The organism is Negativibacillus massiliensis, assembly GCF_900148495.1.
GTDB classification, from domain to species: domain Bacteria; phylum Bacillota; class Clostridia; order Oscillospirales; family Ruminococcaceae; genus Negativibacillus; species Negativibacillus massiliensis.
This window is the reverse complement of the sequence record NZ_FTRU01000008.1, coordinates 1,492,945-1,508,863: the sequence shown is the minus strand read 5'-3', so window position 1 is coordinate 1,508,863 and position 15,919 is coordinate 1,492,945. Positions and strand designations below refer to the sequence as shown.

The following is a 15,919-nucleotide window of genomic DNA, read 5'->3' as shown; positions in this document are numbered from 1 at the left end:
AAATATAGTACCTTTTCCACAAAGATTGGTCTTTTAATCTGTCTTTTTGCAAAAAAGTTCCCTTTAGAAAACAGAATCAAACGAACTGATTTCCAAAGGGAAGATGGATCATAGATTTTTTTCGAAGATATATCGCTGTGGGGTCATACCCATTGCACGATAGAAGTCTATGGTACTATGGTTAAAATCCCACACCATCAGATCAAGGCGGGAAGCGCCTTTTTCTTTTGCAAGTTTTTCCGCCTGTTCAAAGAGTTGACGTCCAACGCCCAGGTGGCGGTAATGCTCATCCACACACAGGTCTTCCATATAGGCGGTCAAGCTGTCGACCATACAGCAGTGATTGCGCATGCTCACAAAGCAGATACCGATGATCTGGCTCTTCTGTTCGGTATCTTCACAGCATTCAGCAGCAAGGCAGATTGCCTGATCAGAGGAGATCATTTCCTGATATGTTTTTTGAGGGAGAGGATGTGTCAACGGAATGAACAGGTCTGGACAGGCTTGCAGATGGATTTGATGTACCTGCTGCATCAATCTGTCTACCTGCTCGAAATCGTCAGGCACCAGTTTGCGAATTATCATTCTTTTTCACCTGGTTCCTGGTTGAGGGAAACTGAAATGGTGGGTTCTTCTACCGAAACATCAGAATTAGCAGCAGGAGAAGGAGAGCAGCTTTCAAATGGTTTTGTCTGGGATAAATCTTCGGCAGCTGTACTTCCTTCTTCGATCCCATCATCGGAGTTGACATCACCGACCAGAACGATACTGTTGGAGCGTTTGTCCTGTTCCATCAGGAAACGCGCGTACAACATGGCGCTCATAGAGTAATAAGCCGAAGTATACAAAATTGGAAGCAGAATCAGAGAAGCGATTCCCCAACCAAGGAAGGAAAGTTTAAACAGAAAAATTTCATCCCGAACGGATTTTGTTGCGTGGATGGAATTTCGGATTGCTTTGTGTACCGTTGTGGTGGTGTCCAGCAGGTAGTAGCGGGCAAGAAAATATTTTTGCAGACGCACCAGCAAAAATCCCAGCATCAAAAGAAACAGCATCGCCGAAAAAGTGAGGGCAAGGCTGCCGGCAAAGATTGCTCCTGCAAAAGGTGCAGTTGACAAAAGCCAGATGGAAAATCCGATGCCTGCACCAGGAACAATCAAATAAAGCAAAGAGGTAAGCAGCATACGAACCCCTATATTCAATGTGAGGTAGAGGGAACGGAAGAACATCCTGCGGTTTGCAAAAAAACAGAAGATGTTGAGGATATCTTCCGAGATGCCATCAGAAAGGGAATAGTACCATGAGGTGATGCCCAGATTTAATGGAACCAGCAGCAGAAAGGAACCGATTGCCATTACCACGCTGATTGCGAAAGAGAGAAGCCAGGAGTCTGAGATTCCTGGAATCAGGTAGGAAGTCTGAGCTGGCAGGGTTAACAGGAGGTTTGCAGTCATTTCAATGATTGCAAACAGCAGATAGATCGCTACTCCCATCAGAGAGATTGCTACCGCTTTTCCCCAGCTGTTGCACAAGCAGCGCTTAGCATTATATTTTACTTGTTTTCTCAAAGTCATATTGAAAGATCTCCTTTGTGGATTGGGAAGGAGAGAGATTCTTTTTATTCAAAGAACATCTCTTCGCCATCCTCATAATATTTCTTGGTGCTCCAATGATCTTCCCAGTCTTCCGGTTTCATCGGGATTGCATTGAGAACTTCAAAGACTTTGTCTCTACTCCACAGCTCAGGGGTCATAACGATGGTATAGCCTGCACCGGCGTCACATTCCCATTCTCCCATTGGATGGCGAGGAAATCCCATCAGAGCAAGCATCGACATGATCATGCCGCCAGGGATGACCAGAGCAGCGTTGTGGACATCATTTGCCATCATGTCCTTGAACACGTCGTCCAGACCTTTGATAACACGGCGGATAAAGGTAAGTCCATCTTCACCTTCCGGTGGTGCATTGTGCATGCTGTCACGGCTCCACGCAATAAAGGTTTCGTCATTTTGAAGTTCATCTAAAGTTTTCCCTTCATATAAACCAAAATCCATTTCCATCAGCTGCGGAACATCAAATGTTTTGTAGCCAGGATAGAGGATTTTGGCTGTTTCGCGGCAGCGGCGAAGCGGAGAGGTGTAAATTTTTTCAATGGCAGGATAGTCTTTTCCCTTTACATATTCTTTCAGGGCATCGATTCCTTCCTGGCAAAGCGGATAATCGGTAAGTCCCACATATTTTCCTTCCAGATTTGCGCGGGTGATCCCGTGGCGGAACAGATGAATTTTATAGGTCAGCATAAAAAACGTCCTTTCTTAAAAAGTGTCTTTTTGAAAAAATTACAAACGAAAATGTAGAGATTTTGGGGCTGATTTTGCTTTTTCGACCAAAATCTTTTTTTTCTTCCCAAAAGCACTTTACAAAGGGTTTTGGGTGTAATATAATTTACGATACGTAGACAAGAGGTGTCGGCATGATTCGACGGCCTATCACGCAAAAGTAAGGGGGATGTGCGTATGAATGCCGATTTCCCACGGCTTATTACGCTTTTGAGGAAAGAGAAAGGGATCAGCCAGAAACAGGCGGCGGCGGAATTTGGTATTTCGCAGGCACTGCTGTCCCATTATGAAAAAGGAATTCGAGAGTGCGGCCTGGATTTCCTTGTAAAATGTGCACGCTTTTATGGAGTTTCCTGCGACTATCTGCTGGGTGTTTCTCCGGAGAGAAATGGACGCCAGCTGACCGTAGAGGATATTCCGGAAGCGGACAGTGCAAAGGATGTTGTATTTAAAGGCAATATTATGCCGATTTTAAATAAAAAGCTGATTTCCAATTCCTTGAGCATCGTTTATGATCTGATTGGAAAGAGTGAATCCAAACAGTTGAATGCAGAAATTTCCAACTATCTCATGATGGCAGTTTACCGTTCCTTCCGAATTCTGTATTCGGCAAATCCGAAGAATGAAAACACCATGTTTTCCATTCCACAGGAGCTTGTCGGAGGTTACTGCAATGCAGCTATGATGGTCAGTGAAGCAAAAGCACAGCAGATGGCACAGGGCAGCGACAAAGGAAACGATAAGATCAAGAACATCAGTGAGCTGAAAATCACCACAGAATATCTGATGCAGAATTATCCAAAGCAGTCGCAGGCACTGCTCAACCTGATTCAGAACTCCGAGACAAAGCTGGGATTCCGGGATCATGAATAGTCAAGAGCCAATACGAAAATTTTCTTTGGCAACAACTATTATTGTACCATCCGGTACTGAAAAAATAAAGTGTATTTTATGAATAGATTTTTGGAATCATTCAAAGTTGACGAAAAACCGCGGGCGATGTGATCGCTCGCGGTTTTTTAATGAAAAAAGAGTATTTTGTGCATCAGACAGTCAGCGGCAACGTGATGCTGACTGTAGTGCCAACGCCTTCCTTGCTGTCAAGAGTAAGTGTTCCGTTATGCATTGAGACGATCTCGTCTGCGACAGCAAGTCCGATTCCGGAACCACGACGTGTTGCGTTTGCCTTGTAAAAGCGGGTCTTGATCTTCGGCAGGTCTTCCGGTGCAATGCCGATACCGGTATCCTGAATGAGGATAGTGGCTTTGTTGTCCGCTACCTGAACCAACACAGTAATGCTGTCACCGGCATCGGAGTACTTCAAGGCGTTGTCCAAGATGTTGACAAATACCTGACGCAGGCGGTTTGCATCTCCCATGATAGGCAAAATATCCATTGGCTCATCATAGTTTAACTGGATGTTTTCCTGACGGGCACGTTCGGTAAACATCAGAACGGCGTCGCTGAGCTCTGCGACCAGATCCAGCTTGGTTGGATTTAATTTGAGACGTCCGCTTTGCAGACGGCTAAAGTCCAGCAGTTCCTCCACCATGCCAGAAAGGCGTTCGCTTTCTTTGATAATAACACCGATTCCTTTTTTGGTGGTTTCGCGGTCAACCGAGTCATCCATCAGCGTTTCTGCCCAACCTTTGATTGCAGTCAGAGGGGTACGTAGTTCATGGGAAACAGAAGAGATGAAGTCATTTTTCATCTTTTCATTTTCCTGAAGTTCTACTGCCATGGCGTTGATGGCATCGCACAATTCTCCAATCTCATCATCGGTCGTACTTTTTAGATGAGCGGAAAAATCTCCTTTGGAGATTTGCAGGGCGATTTTTCGTACTTCGTCAATTGGATTGATGATTGAATTGATAAAGTAGGAGCTAGACAAGATGACAAAGAAGATGATGGCAGCGCCGACAACACCGGCGGCTGCAATCAAGATGTAAATCTGCCGCTTGACTGCGGTGAGGGATACAACATATCGCAGGGCAGAAAGATTGGAATCGTTGACAGCAGGTGCAAGCAAGGTATAGCACAGGACGCTTTCACCGTTGATGGTGTCATAAGAGGAGGCGTCCCGGGTTGGGCTTGTCAGAGCAGCAATATAGTCCGGCATCTGCGTATCAGAAGAAGGGGAAAAACCGCTGGAAGTGATGATGACAGTTCCACTTTTATCAATTGCCATCAGTTCCATCAGGTCTTTGTCCTCAAAGTCTTCTACCATCTTTCGGGCAGCAACCGAAAAATCGACCGTATTATCTTCCGAGTAGTTGATCAGACTGGCGTTTTGTACTGCGGCGGTGTTTTTGACCACACTGAGGACGCTGTTGTAATAATAATTTCGGATCGCAAGAGAAAATGCGATGATAAGCGCTGACAGAAAAATCAAAATGACCAGAAAGTTGTTGTACAGCCAGCGCTTGGTGAGCTTTTTGGTAGGCAACTCAATACCTCCCGTTTGATAGATTCGATTACAGGGTTATTCGTTGACGCTCCATTTATATCCATATCCCCAGACGGTGGTCAGGTATTTTGGATTGGAAGGTTCGTCCTCAATTTTCATGCGCAGGCGGCGAATGTTAACGTCGACTATTTTAACGTCGCCAAAATAGTTTTCTCCCCATACTTTGGACAAAACGGTATTTCGCTCCAAAGCAACATTTGGATTCTTTAGGAAGCATTCCATGATCTGGAATTCAACCTGTGTCAGATCAATGTTTTGACCGTTCTTGGTCAAGGTTCGGCTGCGCTCATTTAAAACAAACGGACCGGAACGAATCTCATTTGGGTCTTCAATTGGTTTTGCAGAAACCATGTTGACGCGGCGGTGCAGTGCATCGACGCGGGCAATCAGTTCTGCAGGACCAAATGGTTTGGTAACATAATCGTCAGCACCGAACATCAATGCACCGACCTTATCCATTTCCTGGCTTTTTGCAGACAGCATAATGATGCCGACGGTGGAGGAGCGTTTGCGGATCTCCTTGCAGACAGTAAATCCATCCTTTCCAGGCATCATGATGTCCAAAAGGCAGATATCAAAATCGCCGTTATTTTCATCAAATACGCGGATGGCTTCATCTCCGTTTGGAACATCAACAACTTCATATCCGTTTCGGCGCAGATTGATTACAACAAAGTCGCGGATAACATCTTCGTCTTCCGCTACCAGAATTCGTTTCACAAAAATCATCCTTTCAGGTAAATTTTGTATCAGGAGGGGTGATTAGTCGAGGAAGAAGAACATTTCCTCGGTCAGTTCCTGTTTGGTAATAGCAAGTTCACTTTGGGAAGAAGGAATGTAAGCATAATATTCAAACAATCCCTTCTGTCCAATCAGCTGGAAATAGTCGCTGTCAAATTTATCATGATAGTCTTTTGCTGAATAAACACGGATCTTCAGTAAAGGAGTAGAGGTGTCCTGAAGATCTCCGGTATAGGCAAAGAAGGTCCATTCTCCGTTTTCCGGTTGGACAGAAACGGTAACGGTATTCAGCCAGCGTTCCGGGAAGGCAATCATATAGCGGTGCTGTGGGTTGATAACACCGCTTAAACGCGGTACAAACTGAAAGTTTGAGGAAACCAGATTATAGGTGATCATGAATACAGAGTTCTCATCCAGAACGCTCTCATAACCGGGAAGTGGGGAAACGGTAGGAATCTCGATCATGCCGTCTTCGTCGATATCCCGACAGAAAAGATTCTGTGCAGGACGCAGAGTGTTTTGGGAAAGAGAGACCGTTTCATTGTCCAGAAGGTTTACCAGGACAGGGGAACTTCCTTCGATTGGTTTAGCGGAGATGACGTCGGTGACCTGAAACGGTGTTTCATAAAGATCGATCGTGCTGTCCAAAAACAGCGCATTGCTGCCGCTGAGTGTTTTTCCCTGCTGGATGCTGTCAAAGCTGACAATTCCGCGGGAAAGTGTGTAGGAGTCAACCGTTTCAAAACCACTGTCAGTGCGGCAGGCAAGAAATACCAATGTGGATTGTGCCTGCTGGGTAAACAAAACTAGGTCGGTTGAGCCGTTGGAATCCAGATCGGTAATGGCAATCTCGCTGTATTCCCGCTCAAAGATAGGAAGCAGACGCTGGCCGGTATAGCTGTACGCAAGCACCGTTTTGCTGTTTCTGGAGTCCTCCCATCCGATTATCAGACTGACAGAATCGGAATCGAGCAGATGCTCAAACGAGACAAAGTCGATATTTGCGGTGGTGTCCGGAGCAGGAGTTTCGCAGACAGAGATCCACTTTCCTTCCTCGGAACGATCCAGAATATTAATCCAGGTGGAATCTCCTTTGGAAGCACTTTGATAAAAGACAAGAGCTTCTTCTGAGCCGTCTGAATCGATATCATAAAAGATAAAGGAAGAACGGTATTGTCCGTTTTGCGGATATTTATACTTGATGTCGTTTTCTCCGGATACCGCAGAAAGCGCATCCCGGATTTCTGCCTGTTCCTGCGTCAGAACAGGTGGGCTCATCAGATCTTCGATTGAGGTTTGCAGGCGGGAACATCCGCCAAGAGAAAGCAGAATGAAAAGCAGAGCAGTTGACAGCAGTATTTTGCGAATCAATGCCCAAACCTGAAAAAGAGGCAATGCATCTTCCTCCTTCTGTTTTACAAAAATGAATATATCCTGCATGGTAAATTGCAGCATGCAGTCTGATACATGAATTATACCCCAAGAAAGGAAGTTTTGTAAACCTTAAAAGAAAAATATCAAAAAGCCGCTGTGAAAAACAGCGGCTTTTGTATACAGTCAGGTATCCTATCGGATATCGGAAAGATCGGACAACAGTGCCTGTGCCGAACAGTCAGATGGAATCGGATAGCGGGAGAGACAGACATCGGTGATATCTGCGCTGTCCGGAGAGCAGCTTCGTTTAAACTGTCCGGAGCAGAATCGGTTTAGAAATACTTTGAGCTTCTCAAGAATATAGCTTGCAGAAAATTCCTCCGAAAAGGCAAGACAAGCATAATAGTAAAGCTTCTTTGGCGGGAAGTTATACTTGAGCAGATAGTACAGGAAAAAGTCATGCAGGGTATAACTGCCAAGAATATCCTCGGTTTTCTGCTGAATCTTTCCGCTTTCGTCCGGAGGCAGAAGTTCCGGGCTGACTGGGGTATCGACAATATCATGCAGGATGCTGCTGACCTGATCATCAAACCGGCTGCAAAGATAGGTTACCATCTTGCGGATCATAGTTTTGGTCAGGCAGACATTGACGTTATAGCTTGCGAGATGATCGCCGCCAAAGGTACACCAGCCGAGTGCATCTTCGGACATATCTCCAGTTCCGACTACCAGACCGCGGCAGCTGTTTGCGACATCAAACAGAATCTGTGTGCGTTCACGGGCCTGTGCATTTTCATAGGTGACATCCCGCAGAGAAGGATCATGACCGATGTCCTCGAAGTGCTGGAGAACCGATGCTTTGATGGAAATATCCCGATTTTCGGCACCGAGTGCAGAAATCAGGCTGAGTGCATTGTAATAGGTGCGGTCACTGGTGCCAAATCCCGGCATGGTAATGGCAATCAGATTCTGGGAAGGCAGCTCCAGCTGTTTTAATGCCTGATGGCAGACAAGCAGTGCAAGGGTAGAGTCCAAACCGCCCGAAACACCCAGAACCAGACGATGCAGACCGGTGTTGGTGACGCGGGAGACCAGACTTTCCACCTGAAGCTGGAACAAAGTGGAAAGGTATTGTTCGGCTTCCTGCTGTTGCATAGGAAGGAACGGATCATTGTGAACTTCCCGCAGCAATCCCTTTTTGCCAGTATTTTCGGTGATGATAATATCAGGCTGCTGTGCCGACGGAAAACGCTGGCATGCGTTGAGAATATCGCAGTCCAGATCACGGCAGAAGGAGAAACTTTCCAGTGCATAGGTATTGTTTCCAATACTTTGGCCGGTGTGGTCAGACAGCATATTTCCGGATTCATAAACGGCAGCGTGTCCCTGAAATGCATTTGGATGAGAGGTATCTCCCTGACCACCGCAGACAAAAGCAATGGCAATGCCGAATGTTTCGGAAAGGCAGCGGACAAGCTCGCTGTCCCGTTTTGCAGATTCTGCAGTAGCAGGTTCATAATATGGAACCAAAACAGCATGGCAGCCGGTTTTAGCAAGTCTTGGAAGATGGAGTGGGAGATCCTTTACCGGGCATGGGCAGATGCAGAATTTTAAGTCTCCACAACAGAATAAAGTGTCCCAGGAAAGCAGAGAGGACGCAGAGTCTGCCGGATACCATCCCTCTGAGGAGCTGATAGTGTTGGGACTGTTAAATCCACAAGCTGGCAAAAATCCCAGAACTTCCCCGTTTTGGATGACAGCAATCACATCGGTGAGTTTTCCGTAAAAAGATTTTACCAGACCGACGATGATACAGCCGCCGTTTTGTGCAGAGGAAAGGCGAAGCTGATCCAGTGATTCCTCACACAGGTGAGAAATGGCAGCGCTTTTGAGCATAGCGCCGGAAGAAGGCGGACAGAGTGCCAGACGAGGGAACAAGGTGATGTCTGCGCGGAAGGAGCTGTTTTCTTCCAGAAGATCCTGAATGGATTCACCGCAGAAAGCAGGGTTTGTACTGCTGACGCGATTGATGCAGCAGCACAGTCGAATGACAGAGTTCATAAACAAACACCCTTTCTAAAGAATTTTATTACACATTTTAGAATGTATTGGCTTTAGAATGCACCAGATGAGACTGGGTGGCAGAGAAAAACTCCTTCCAAAGGAGCATTGCCTTTTTCCATCTCGGCTAAAAGCGTTTGACAACACATTTTTGCCCGGGAGGAATCGGAAAAGATTCCAAACAGTGCACTGCCACTGCCGCTGAGCAAAGCACCATCTGCACCGCTTTCCAGAAGAAGGCTGCGGGCTTTTGATAAAGCGGCCGATTCTTCCTCTGAGCAGAGCACCTCGAATACATTCTCCAGAGCACCTGCGATGGAAAGAAGGTTGCCGGAAGAGAGGGCAGCGATCATTTTTTCAACGTCAGCATGCCGGTAGGGGGCGCTGTCGCAGCGGGAAAAAGCATTTTTTGTACTGATGCCAAAATCAGGTTTTATGATGACAATAGAACAGTCTGGCATGGCGGGCAATGGGGAAAAGAGCTCCCCGATTCCTCTGGCGCGGAGTGTTCCACCCCGCAGACAGAAAGGAATATCCGCACCAATTTTTACACCGATCTGTTCCAGCTGTTCGCAGGAAAGATGAGTTTCAAACAGGCGGTTGAGCGCGGAGAGAACCGCTGCACCGTCAGCACTTCCGCCGCCAAGTCCTGCCATCATAGGGATTCGCTTGATCAGATGAATTATCAGATCCTGACCGGAAAGACTTAAATCATTTGCATTGAGAAAAGCCTTTGCACAGCGGATGACAATGTTGGAGTCATCACAGGCAAGAGAAGCATTTTTGTTTTCCAAAGAACAGGTCATGCGGATCTGGCCGCTTCCTTCCTGCAAAGAAAGGGTCAGGGTATCGTACAGGCTGACGGACTGCATCACCATATCCATCTCATGATAGCCGTTTTCCAGCCGTCTTACAATATCAAGAGAGAGGTTAATTTTGCAGGGAGCATCGATTGTAATTTGTTTCATCGGAAAGACCTCCGGAAAAGATTAGGAACGCCCCTTGATGTGGATTGCCTTCACAGGGCACATTTCGTGGCAGCAATAGCAGCGGATGCAGTTTTTGTACTGAATCTGCGCCTTGCGGTTTTGAATCTGGATGGTGTGCGGCGGACAGCTTTCGGCGCATTTTCCGCATCCGATGCATTTTTGTATGTCGATAATCGGTTTTGGAGAAAGCAGATGACGCGCAGTCCAGCGGACAGCCGGCTGTAAAAAGGAAGGCACATTGCCAGAAAAGTCGATGGTTTTGGACTGCGGATGTCGATAATCACGCAGTAAGGTTGGAAGTGCATCTGGATTTAAGATCAAGAGATCCTCGCTTTTATCCGGACAAAGTCCACGTTGGATGGATTCTGCGACCGTAGGTACCTGCTGTGGGGTCATCGCGATCAGGTCACACAGAAAGCGGTCTAAACAGAATGGGTTTTGAGAAGCAATCAGAAATCCGTTTTTTCGTACCGAACCGCCAGAAGGGCCATTTCCCTCCATCGACTCAACTGCATCCATGACGGTCAGAACTGGTGCGACAGTCTGAGCAAGGTCAACAAGCATTGAGCAAAATTCCCGTTTGTTCTGGTAGCGGTAGTGAAGCTGTGGCTTTTGCAGTCCGGGAATACATCCAAACAGATTTTTTACTCCACCGGAAAGTCCGGTCATACAGTGAGTTTTCAATTTTCCTACCGAAACAATGACATCAGCCTTCCGAACGGGGTCAATGAGGTTAAACTCCTGACAGAGTTTTGGGTTTTTAGAAGGAACAGTGCCGCTGCCGGTTTCCAGATTTAAGACGCAGCCGCTTTTTTTGGCAACATCCTCCATCCCACACGCCGAATAGATGGAGCGCAGCTGGGAAGGGGTATATAATCCGCCTGGAGAGTCAGCCAGCACGATTTCAGCAGCTCCAGCACGTTTTATCCATTCGATGATCGAGAGAATAACCTGAGGATGGGTCGTGGTCGCTTCTTCTGGACGGCGGCGCATCAGAAGATTTGGTTTGATCAGAACCTTTTTCCCTTCAAAGAGCGCAGAACTGATAGAAAGTTCTGAAAAAAGGCGCTCTACTGCCTGTGCAATCAAAGCTTCTTCATAGGAAGAGGCTTTCACCATGGCAATCGGCGGAAAGGAAAAGGTGGAAGATTTCATTTGATTTTGCATGGCAGATACTCCTCGTTACATTAAGCGCAGCATACGAGGTTCTCTCTTTTTATAAAAGGCAAAGTGAGAGAAGCCGGCTTCTTTTGCCATGTCGATTGCGACATCCAGTCCAGCGCCAAGATCCTGAGCGCGGTGTGCATCCGAACCGAAGGTAAGCAGTTCTCCGCCCAGTTCCCGGAAGAGTTTTACATATTCCAGAGTAGGGGAGGTTTGTCCAATTTCACGGCGAAGTCCAGCTGTGTTGATTTCCAGCGCAAGGTTTTTATCTGCAAGTGTTTTTAAGATTTCGCGGATAACCTCTTCATAAGGCTTCATATCTACCGGAATCTGATATTTTCCGATGATGTAGCGCAGGGGATAGGTCATATGGGCAAGAGTGTCAAATCCGCCCCACTGGCAAAGTTCCAGCATTTCCTCAAAATAACGCTGAAGGATCAGCTCAACATTGAGACCGGAAAAATCAATGTAGGCAAAGTCGTCCATATCGCGGATGCAGTGCAGAGAACCGATGACAAAGTCAAAGCGATAGCGGTTTAAAAGACGATCCGCTTTCTGGAAATTTCTGGTTGCCTGCCCCAGTTCAATGCCGCTCATGACAAGCAGACGGTTATCAAACGCCTGGCGGGATTTTCCTGTTTCGATAAAGGAATTTCTCAGGCAGATGTCGGCCTGAGCTTCGTTTAGTTCCATCTCATAGTGGTCGGTGATGCAAAGTCCCATCAAATCTTTTTGCTGTGCATTTTCACACAAAAAGGTGATGGAATGCTCCCCATCATGGGAGTTATCGGAATGGACATGGCTGTCAAAAAGGTTTACGTACATATGTTTTCCTCCTTATGATGGTGATATGATTTTATGTTCGTTTCTGAAAACATTTATATAGAAAAGTTTACTGATATTATAGCATCATTTTTCTCCTTTGTCCCCCATTTTGTCAAAGGCAGGGATAGATTTTTTTAATAAATTAAAAATCCCTTTTTGTATAAAGCTTTTTTAGGCGGCAAGACTTTTGATATCAACAAGATGACGGAGGGATTTCGATGAGAAAAACAGAACAAAACTTAAGGTTTATTTATAAGATGTCAGACGTGCTGGAGAAAAACTTTTTTGCGGTGTTTGCAGCAGTTTTTCTGGCAATTTTACTGGCAGTGACGCTTGCAGATCAGGTTGTCTTTGCAAAGGGATGCAGGGAACTTTACGATGGTGTTTTGCGCTTACATATCCTTGCAAATTCTGATACCCAAGAAGATCAGCAGCTAAAATTAAAGGTGCGGGACCGCATTTTGCAGGAAGCACATCAGCTGGGGCTTGGTTCTGGCTGTGAGGATCTGGAGTCGGTAAGTGCTCAGGCAGAACAGATGCTGGACAAGCTGGTAGCTGCTGCCCAGGATGAGCTTTTGAAAAATGGAAGCGAACAAAAAGTGACTGCTTGTGTGACCAAAATGTATTTTGACACCAGAGAATACGAAGGATTTACCATGCCGGCAGGGGAATATCATGCAGTACGATTTACTATTGGAGAAGGAAAGGGGCACAACTGGTGGTGTGTGCTTTTTCCACAGATGTGTTTGCCGGTAGCGTTTGGGGAACCGCTGGATGATTTGGGATTTTCCGATGAAGAACTTCGGGTGTTAAAATCCCGTCCGCAGTATGAGCCGAGGTTTGCCTTGCTTGAGTGGGCTTATTCTATCAGGGAAAATTAGGCGCTGCTCTTGACAAGAAGCTGGGGGAAGGATATAATTTGAAACGGAAAAAGGCGGAGAAAAGAAGAATCCTGACCCAAAACGGCTGACAGAGAGAAACCCACAGGCTGAAAGGTTTTGCCGATCAAAGCAGGAGTGCCATCTTGGAGCCGGCGGCGAGGAGCTGCACGTGATTCCGGCGTTAACGGAAAGACAAAGAGGCAGGGGATATTTATATCCTTCTGCAATTTGGGTGGTACCACGGGAGTTTTGAACCCTCGTCCCAATTGGGACGGGGGTTTTATGTTTTTCTGGGGGTAAAATCCAGTGTTATTTCCACTCTGCCTTGCGGAATCTGTTTAAAGTTAAAAGTTAAAGGAGAAATGAAACTGATGAAATGGACAGGACTTAACGAACTGCGCGAACAGTTCTTATCCTTCTTCGAGAGCAAAGGTCATACCCGTATGCCAAGTGCATCTCTTGTTCCAAAGAACGACAAGAGCCTTCTGCTGATTAACTCCGGTATGGCTCCACTGAAAAAATACTTCCTGGGTCTGGAGACTCCTCCGAACCATCGTGTTACCACCTGCCAGAAATGTATCCGTACTCCGGATATCGACAGCGTTGGCCATGATGACCGTCACGGCACCTACTTTGAGATGCTGGGCAACTTCTCGTTCGGCGATTACTTCAAAGTAGAAGCAACTGCATGGGCATGGGAATTTTTGACTCAGGTTCTGGAAATTCCGGCAGACAAACTGTGGATCTCTGTTTATGAAGAGGACGATGAAGCAGCACAGATCTGGACTGAAAAGGTTGGTATTCCTCCAGAACGTATCGTTCGTTTCGGCAAAGAGGATAACTTCTGGGAACATGGTTCCGGTCCTTGCGGTCCTTGTTCGGAGATCTACTTCGACCGCGGCGAAGGCGTTGGCTGCGGCAGACCGGAATGTAAGGTTGGCTGCGACTGCGACCGTTTCATGGAAATCTGGAACCTGGTATTCTCCCAGTTTGACTCGGATGGCAACGGTCATTATGAACGTATGCCAAAACCAAACATCGATACCGGTATGGGTCTGGAACGTCTGGCTTGCGTTATGCAGAATGTCGGCAACCTGTTCGAGGTAGATACAGTACAGAATATTATGCAGCACATCTGCCGCATTGCAAATGTTACTTATAAGAAAGATCCAAAAGCAGATATTTCCCTGCGTGTTATCACCGACCACATCCGTTCTACCACCTTCATGATCGGCGATGGTGTTCTTCCTTCCAACGAAGGCAGAGGATACGTTCTGAGAAGACTGCTCCGCCGTGCTGCACGTCATGGCAGACTGCTCGGTATCGAGGGCACCTTCCTGCATGAAGTAGCAAGAACTGTTATCCAGGAAAACGAAGGTGCATATCCGGAACTGCGTGAAAACGAAGATTACATCGTAAAGGTTATCAAAGCAGAGGAAGAACGTTTCCAGAAGACCATCGACCAGGGCATGGAACAGCTCCAGCAGCTGATTGCTTCCTTTGATGGTAAGGGCGGCGTTCTCTCCGGTGAGGATGCATTCCGTCTGTACGATACCTTCGGCTTCCCAATCGATCTGACCCGCGAAATTCTGGGCGAACAGAACATCACCATCGATGAAGAAGAGTTCACCCGTCTGATGAATGAACAGCGTGTTCGTGCAAGAGAAGCAAGAAAAGATGTCAGCGGATGGAGCACCGATTCCATCGACCTGACTGCTCTGGATGCAACCGAATTTACCGGCTATCAGACTCTGACTCAGGAAGCTTCCGTTCTGGCAATTGTCCGTGACGGCAACATCGCAGACAGCGTTGAAGAAGGTCAGGGTGCAACTCTGATTCTCAACAAGACCTCCTTCTACGGCGAATCCGGTGGTCAGGTTGGAGATACCGGCGTGATTGTAAACGGCGACAATGTATTCACCGTTGAGGATACCAAGAAAGACCACGAAGGTCACTTCATGCATATCGGTACTGTAACAAAGGGCAGCTTCAATACCGCTGACACTGTTACTGCACAGGTAGATGCACAGCGCCGTCGCCGCATCATGTCCAACCACTCGGTATGTCATCTGCTCCAGCTGGCTCTGCGTCAGGTACTGGGTACCCACGTTCATCAGGCAGGTTCTTACTACGATGAGCATCGCTGCCGTTTCGACTTCAGCCATTTCTCTGCTATGACTGCTGAGGAGATTGCAAAGACACAGGCTCTGGTCAACAAGATGATCCTCGAAGGTCATCCAGTTGTTGTGGAAGAACTTCCAATTGCACAGGCAAAAGATAAGGGCGCAATGGCTCTGTTCGGTGAAAAATACGGAGATATCGTAAGAGTCTGCACCATGGGTGACTCGGTTGAGTTCTGCGGTGGTACTCATGTTCATGACACTGCTGAGATCGGTGTATTCAAGATTATCTCCGAGTCCTCGGTTGCAGCTGGCGTAAGACGTATCGAAGCTGCTACCGGTATGGGCGTACTGGAACTGCTGGACAACGCAGAAAGTGTAATTGGTGCAGTTGCTTCCGAATTTAAAGCAGCAGGTCAGGCAGAGGTCGTTGCAAAAGCACAGTCCGTTGCAAAAGAGCTCAAAGCTCAGGCAAGAGAGATCGAGTCCCTGCAGGCACAGCTTGCAAATGGCAAGATCAAAGAGCTGTTTGAAAACACCGTTACCGTAAAAGGTATCAGATACATCCATGCAGTCCTCAAGGATACTGCTTCTGACAGCCTGAGAACTCTGGGTGATCAGGTGAAAGCAGATGCTCCAGACGTAGTAGCTGTTTTTGCAGCATCCAACGAAGGTAAAGCAAGCGTACTGGCAGTCTGCGGCGCTGATGCAGTTAAAGCAGGCGCTCATGCAGGTAAGCTCATTAAAGAGATCACTGCACAGCTGGGAGGAAAAGGCGGCGGCCGTCCTGACAGCGCAATGGGCGGTGTAGCAGATCTGAGCAAAGCAGAAGAAGTTCTGTCCGGTGTTGCAGGTATGCTCGAAGGAATGTTAAAATAAGAGAGTAAATAAGTTCCCCCTGTCGACTGTGACCAGCCGGCAGGGGCGGCTATTTTCATCTTTTCAATAAAAAATCA

The 15,919-nt window shown here is 47.0% G+C and carries 13 protein-coding genes; 3 read left to right on the top strand and 10 right to left on the bottom strand.

Annotated elements, in window-relative coordinates; all coding sequences use genetic code 11:
- Positions 1-108: 108 nt before the first annotated feature.
- Genes BQ5375_RS13110 through BQ5375_RS13100 form a run of 3 tightly spaced genes read right to left on the bottom strand, consistent with a single transcriptional unit; the run spans position 109 to position 2,302 of the window.
- A complete protein-coding gene (locus tag BQ5375_RS13110; protein ID WP_022133759.1) occupies positions 109-585 on the bottom strand; it encodes a GNAT family N-acetyltransferase in 477 nt (158 codons plus the stop codon).
- The gene (locus tag BQ5375_RS13105; RefSeq protein ID WP_022133760.1) at positions 582-1,574 is read right to left on the bottom strand and encodes a DUF975 family protein; all 993 of its coding nucleotides are present in this window, start codon (positions 1,572-1,574) and stop codon (positions 582-584) included. Before BQ5375_RS13105 ends, BQ5375_RS13110 begins: the two co-directional genes overlap by 4 nt.
- Positions 1,575-1,618: 44 nt before the next feature.
- On the bottom strand, positions 1,619-2,302 hold the full coding sequence (locus BQ5375_RS13100; RefSeq protein ID WP_022133761.1) for a histidine phosphatase family protein: 684 nt from the start codon (positions 2,300-2,302) through the stop codon (positions 1,619-1,621).
- Positions 2,303-2,518: 216 nt separating this feature from the next.
- Between BQ5375_RS13100 and BQ5375_RS13095 the strand changes: the two genes are divergently transcribed.
- Positions 2,519-3,214 carry a helix-turn-helix domain-containing protein gene (locus tag BQ5375_RS13095; RefSeq protein WP_076918055.1) on the top strand — a complete coding sequence of 232 codons (696 nt, stop codon included), beginning with the start codon at positions 2,519-2,521 and terminating at the stop codon, positions 3,212-3,214.
- Between the two features lie 172 nt (positions 3,215-3,386).
- On the opposite strand, the gene BQ5375_RS13090 is transcribed toward BQ5375_RS13095, so the two are convergent.
- The 7 genes from BQ5375_RS13090 to BQ5375_RS13060 form a co-directional block, all read right to left on the bottom strand.
- Positions 3,387-4,787, bottom strand: coding sequence for a sensor histidine kinase (locus BQ5375_RS13090; protein ID WP_022133763.1), 1,401 nt, complete (start codon positions 4,785-4,787; stop codon positions 3,387-3,389).
- A gap of 36 nt (positions 4,788-4,823) precedes the next feature.
- Positions 4,824-5,528: a response regulator transcription factor gene (locus BQ5375_RS13085; protein WP_022133764.1), complete on the bottom strand. Its 705-nt coding sequence runs from the start codon at positions 5,526-5,528 to the stop codon at positions 4,824-4,826.
- Positions 5,529-5,570: 42 nt separating this feature from the next.
- Complete coding sequence (locus tag BQ5375_RS13080; protein ID WP_022133765.1) at positions 5,571-6,944, bottom strand: hypothetical protein; 1,374 nt, start codon at positions 6,942-6,944, stop codon at positions 5,571-5,573.
- Between the two features lie 171 nt (positions 6,945-7,115).
- Entirely contained in the window at positions 7,116-8,984 is a 1,869-nt protein-coding gene (gene nadE / locus BQ5375_RS13075) for an NAD(+) synthase (RefSeq protein WP_022133766.1), read from the bottom strand.
- 53 nt (positions 8,985-9,037) lie between these two features.
- Positions 9,038-9,952, bottom strand: a complete 915-nt coding sequence (ispE, locus tag BQ5375_RS13070) for a 4-(cytidine 5'-diphospho)-2-C-methyl-D-erythritol kinase (RefSeq protein WP_022133767.1) — start codon at positions 9,950-9,952, stop codon at positions 9,038-9,040.
- Positions 9,953-9,973: 21 nt separating this feature from the next.
- The gene (locus BQ5375_RS13065) at positions 9,974-11,140 is read right to left on the bottom strand and encodes a DUF362 domain-containing protein (protein WP_022133768.1); all 1,167 of its coding nucleotides are present in this window, start codon (positions 11,138-11,140) and stop codon (positions 9,974-9,976) included.
- Between the two features lie 15 nt (positions 11,141-11,155).
- Positions 11,156-11,962: a histidinol-phosphatase HisJ family protein gene (locus tag BQ5375_RS13060; protein ID WP_022133769.1), complete on the bottom strand. Its 807-nt coding sequence runs from the start codon at positions 11,960-11,962 to the stop codon at positions 11,156-11,158.
- Between the two features lie 218 nt (positions 11,963-12,180).
- On the opposite strand from BQ5375_RS13060, the gene BQ5375_RS13055 reads away from it, so the two are divergent.
- Positions 12,181-12,843, top strand: coding sequence for a stage II sporulation protein R (locus BQ5375_RS13055; protein WP_083687631.1), 663 nt, complete (start codon positions 12,181-12,183; stop codon positions 12,841-12,843).
- A gap of 371 nt (positions 12,844-13,214) precedes the next feature.
- Positions 13,215-15,842, top strand: coding sequence for an alanine--tRNA ligase (gene alaS, locus BQ5375_RS13050; protein WP_076918053.1), 2,628 nt, complete (start codon positions 13,215-13,217; stop codon positions 15,840-15,842).
- Positions 15,843-15,919 lie beyond the last annotated feature (77 nt).

Coding starts and splice junctions, on each gene's coding strand:
- BQ5375_RS13110 (WP_022133759.1), bottom strand. CDS start 585: ATGATAATTCGCAAACTGGTGCCTGACGATTTCGAGCAGGTAGACAGA.
- BQ5375_RS13105 (WP_022133760.1), bottom strand. CDS start 1,574: ATGACTTTGAGAAAACAAGTAAAATATAATGCTAAGCGCTGCTTGTGC.
- BQ5375_RS13100 (WP_022133761.1), bottom strand. CDS start 2,302: ATGCTGACCTATAAAATTCATCTGTTCCGCCACGGGATCACCCGCGCA.
- BQ5375_RS13095 (WP_076918055.1), top strand. CDS start 2,519: ATGAATGCCGATTTCCCACGGCTTATTACGCTTTTGAGGAAAGAGAAA.
- nadE (WP_022133766.1), bottom strand. CDS start 8,984: ATGAACTCTGTCATTCGACTGTGCTGCTGCATCAATCGCGTCAGCAGT.
- ispE (WP_022133767.1), bottom strand. CDS start 9,952: ATGAAACAAATTACAATCGATGCTCCCTGCAAAATTAACCTCTCTCTT.
- BQ5375_RS13065 (WP_022133768.1), bottom strand. CDS start 11,140: ATGCAAAATCAAATGAAATCTTCCACCTTTTCCTTTCCGCCGATTGCC.
- BQ5375_RS13060 (WP_022133769.1), bottom strand. CDS start 11,962: ATGTACGTAAACCTTTTTGACAGCCATGTCCATTCCGATAACTCCCAT.
- BQ5375_RS13055 (WP_083687631.1), top strand. CDS start 12,181: ATGAGAAAAACAGAACAAAACTTAAGGTTTATTTATAAGATGTCAGAC.
- alaS (WP_076918053.1), top strand. CDS start 13,215: ATGAAATGGACAGGACTTAACGAACTGCGCGAACAGTTCTTATCCTTC.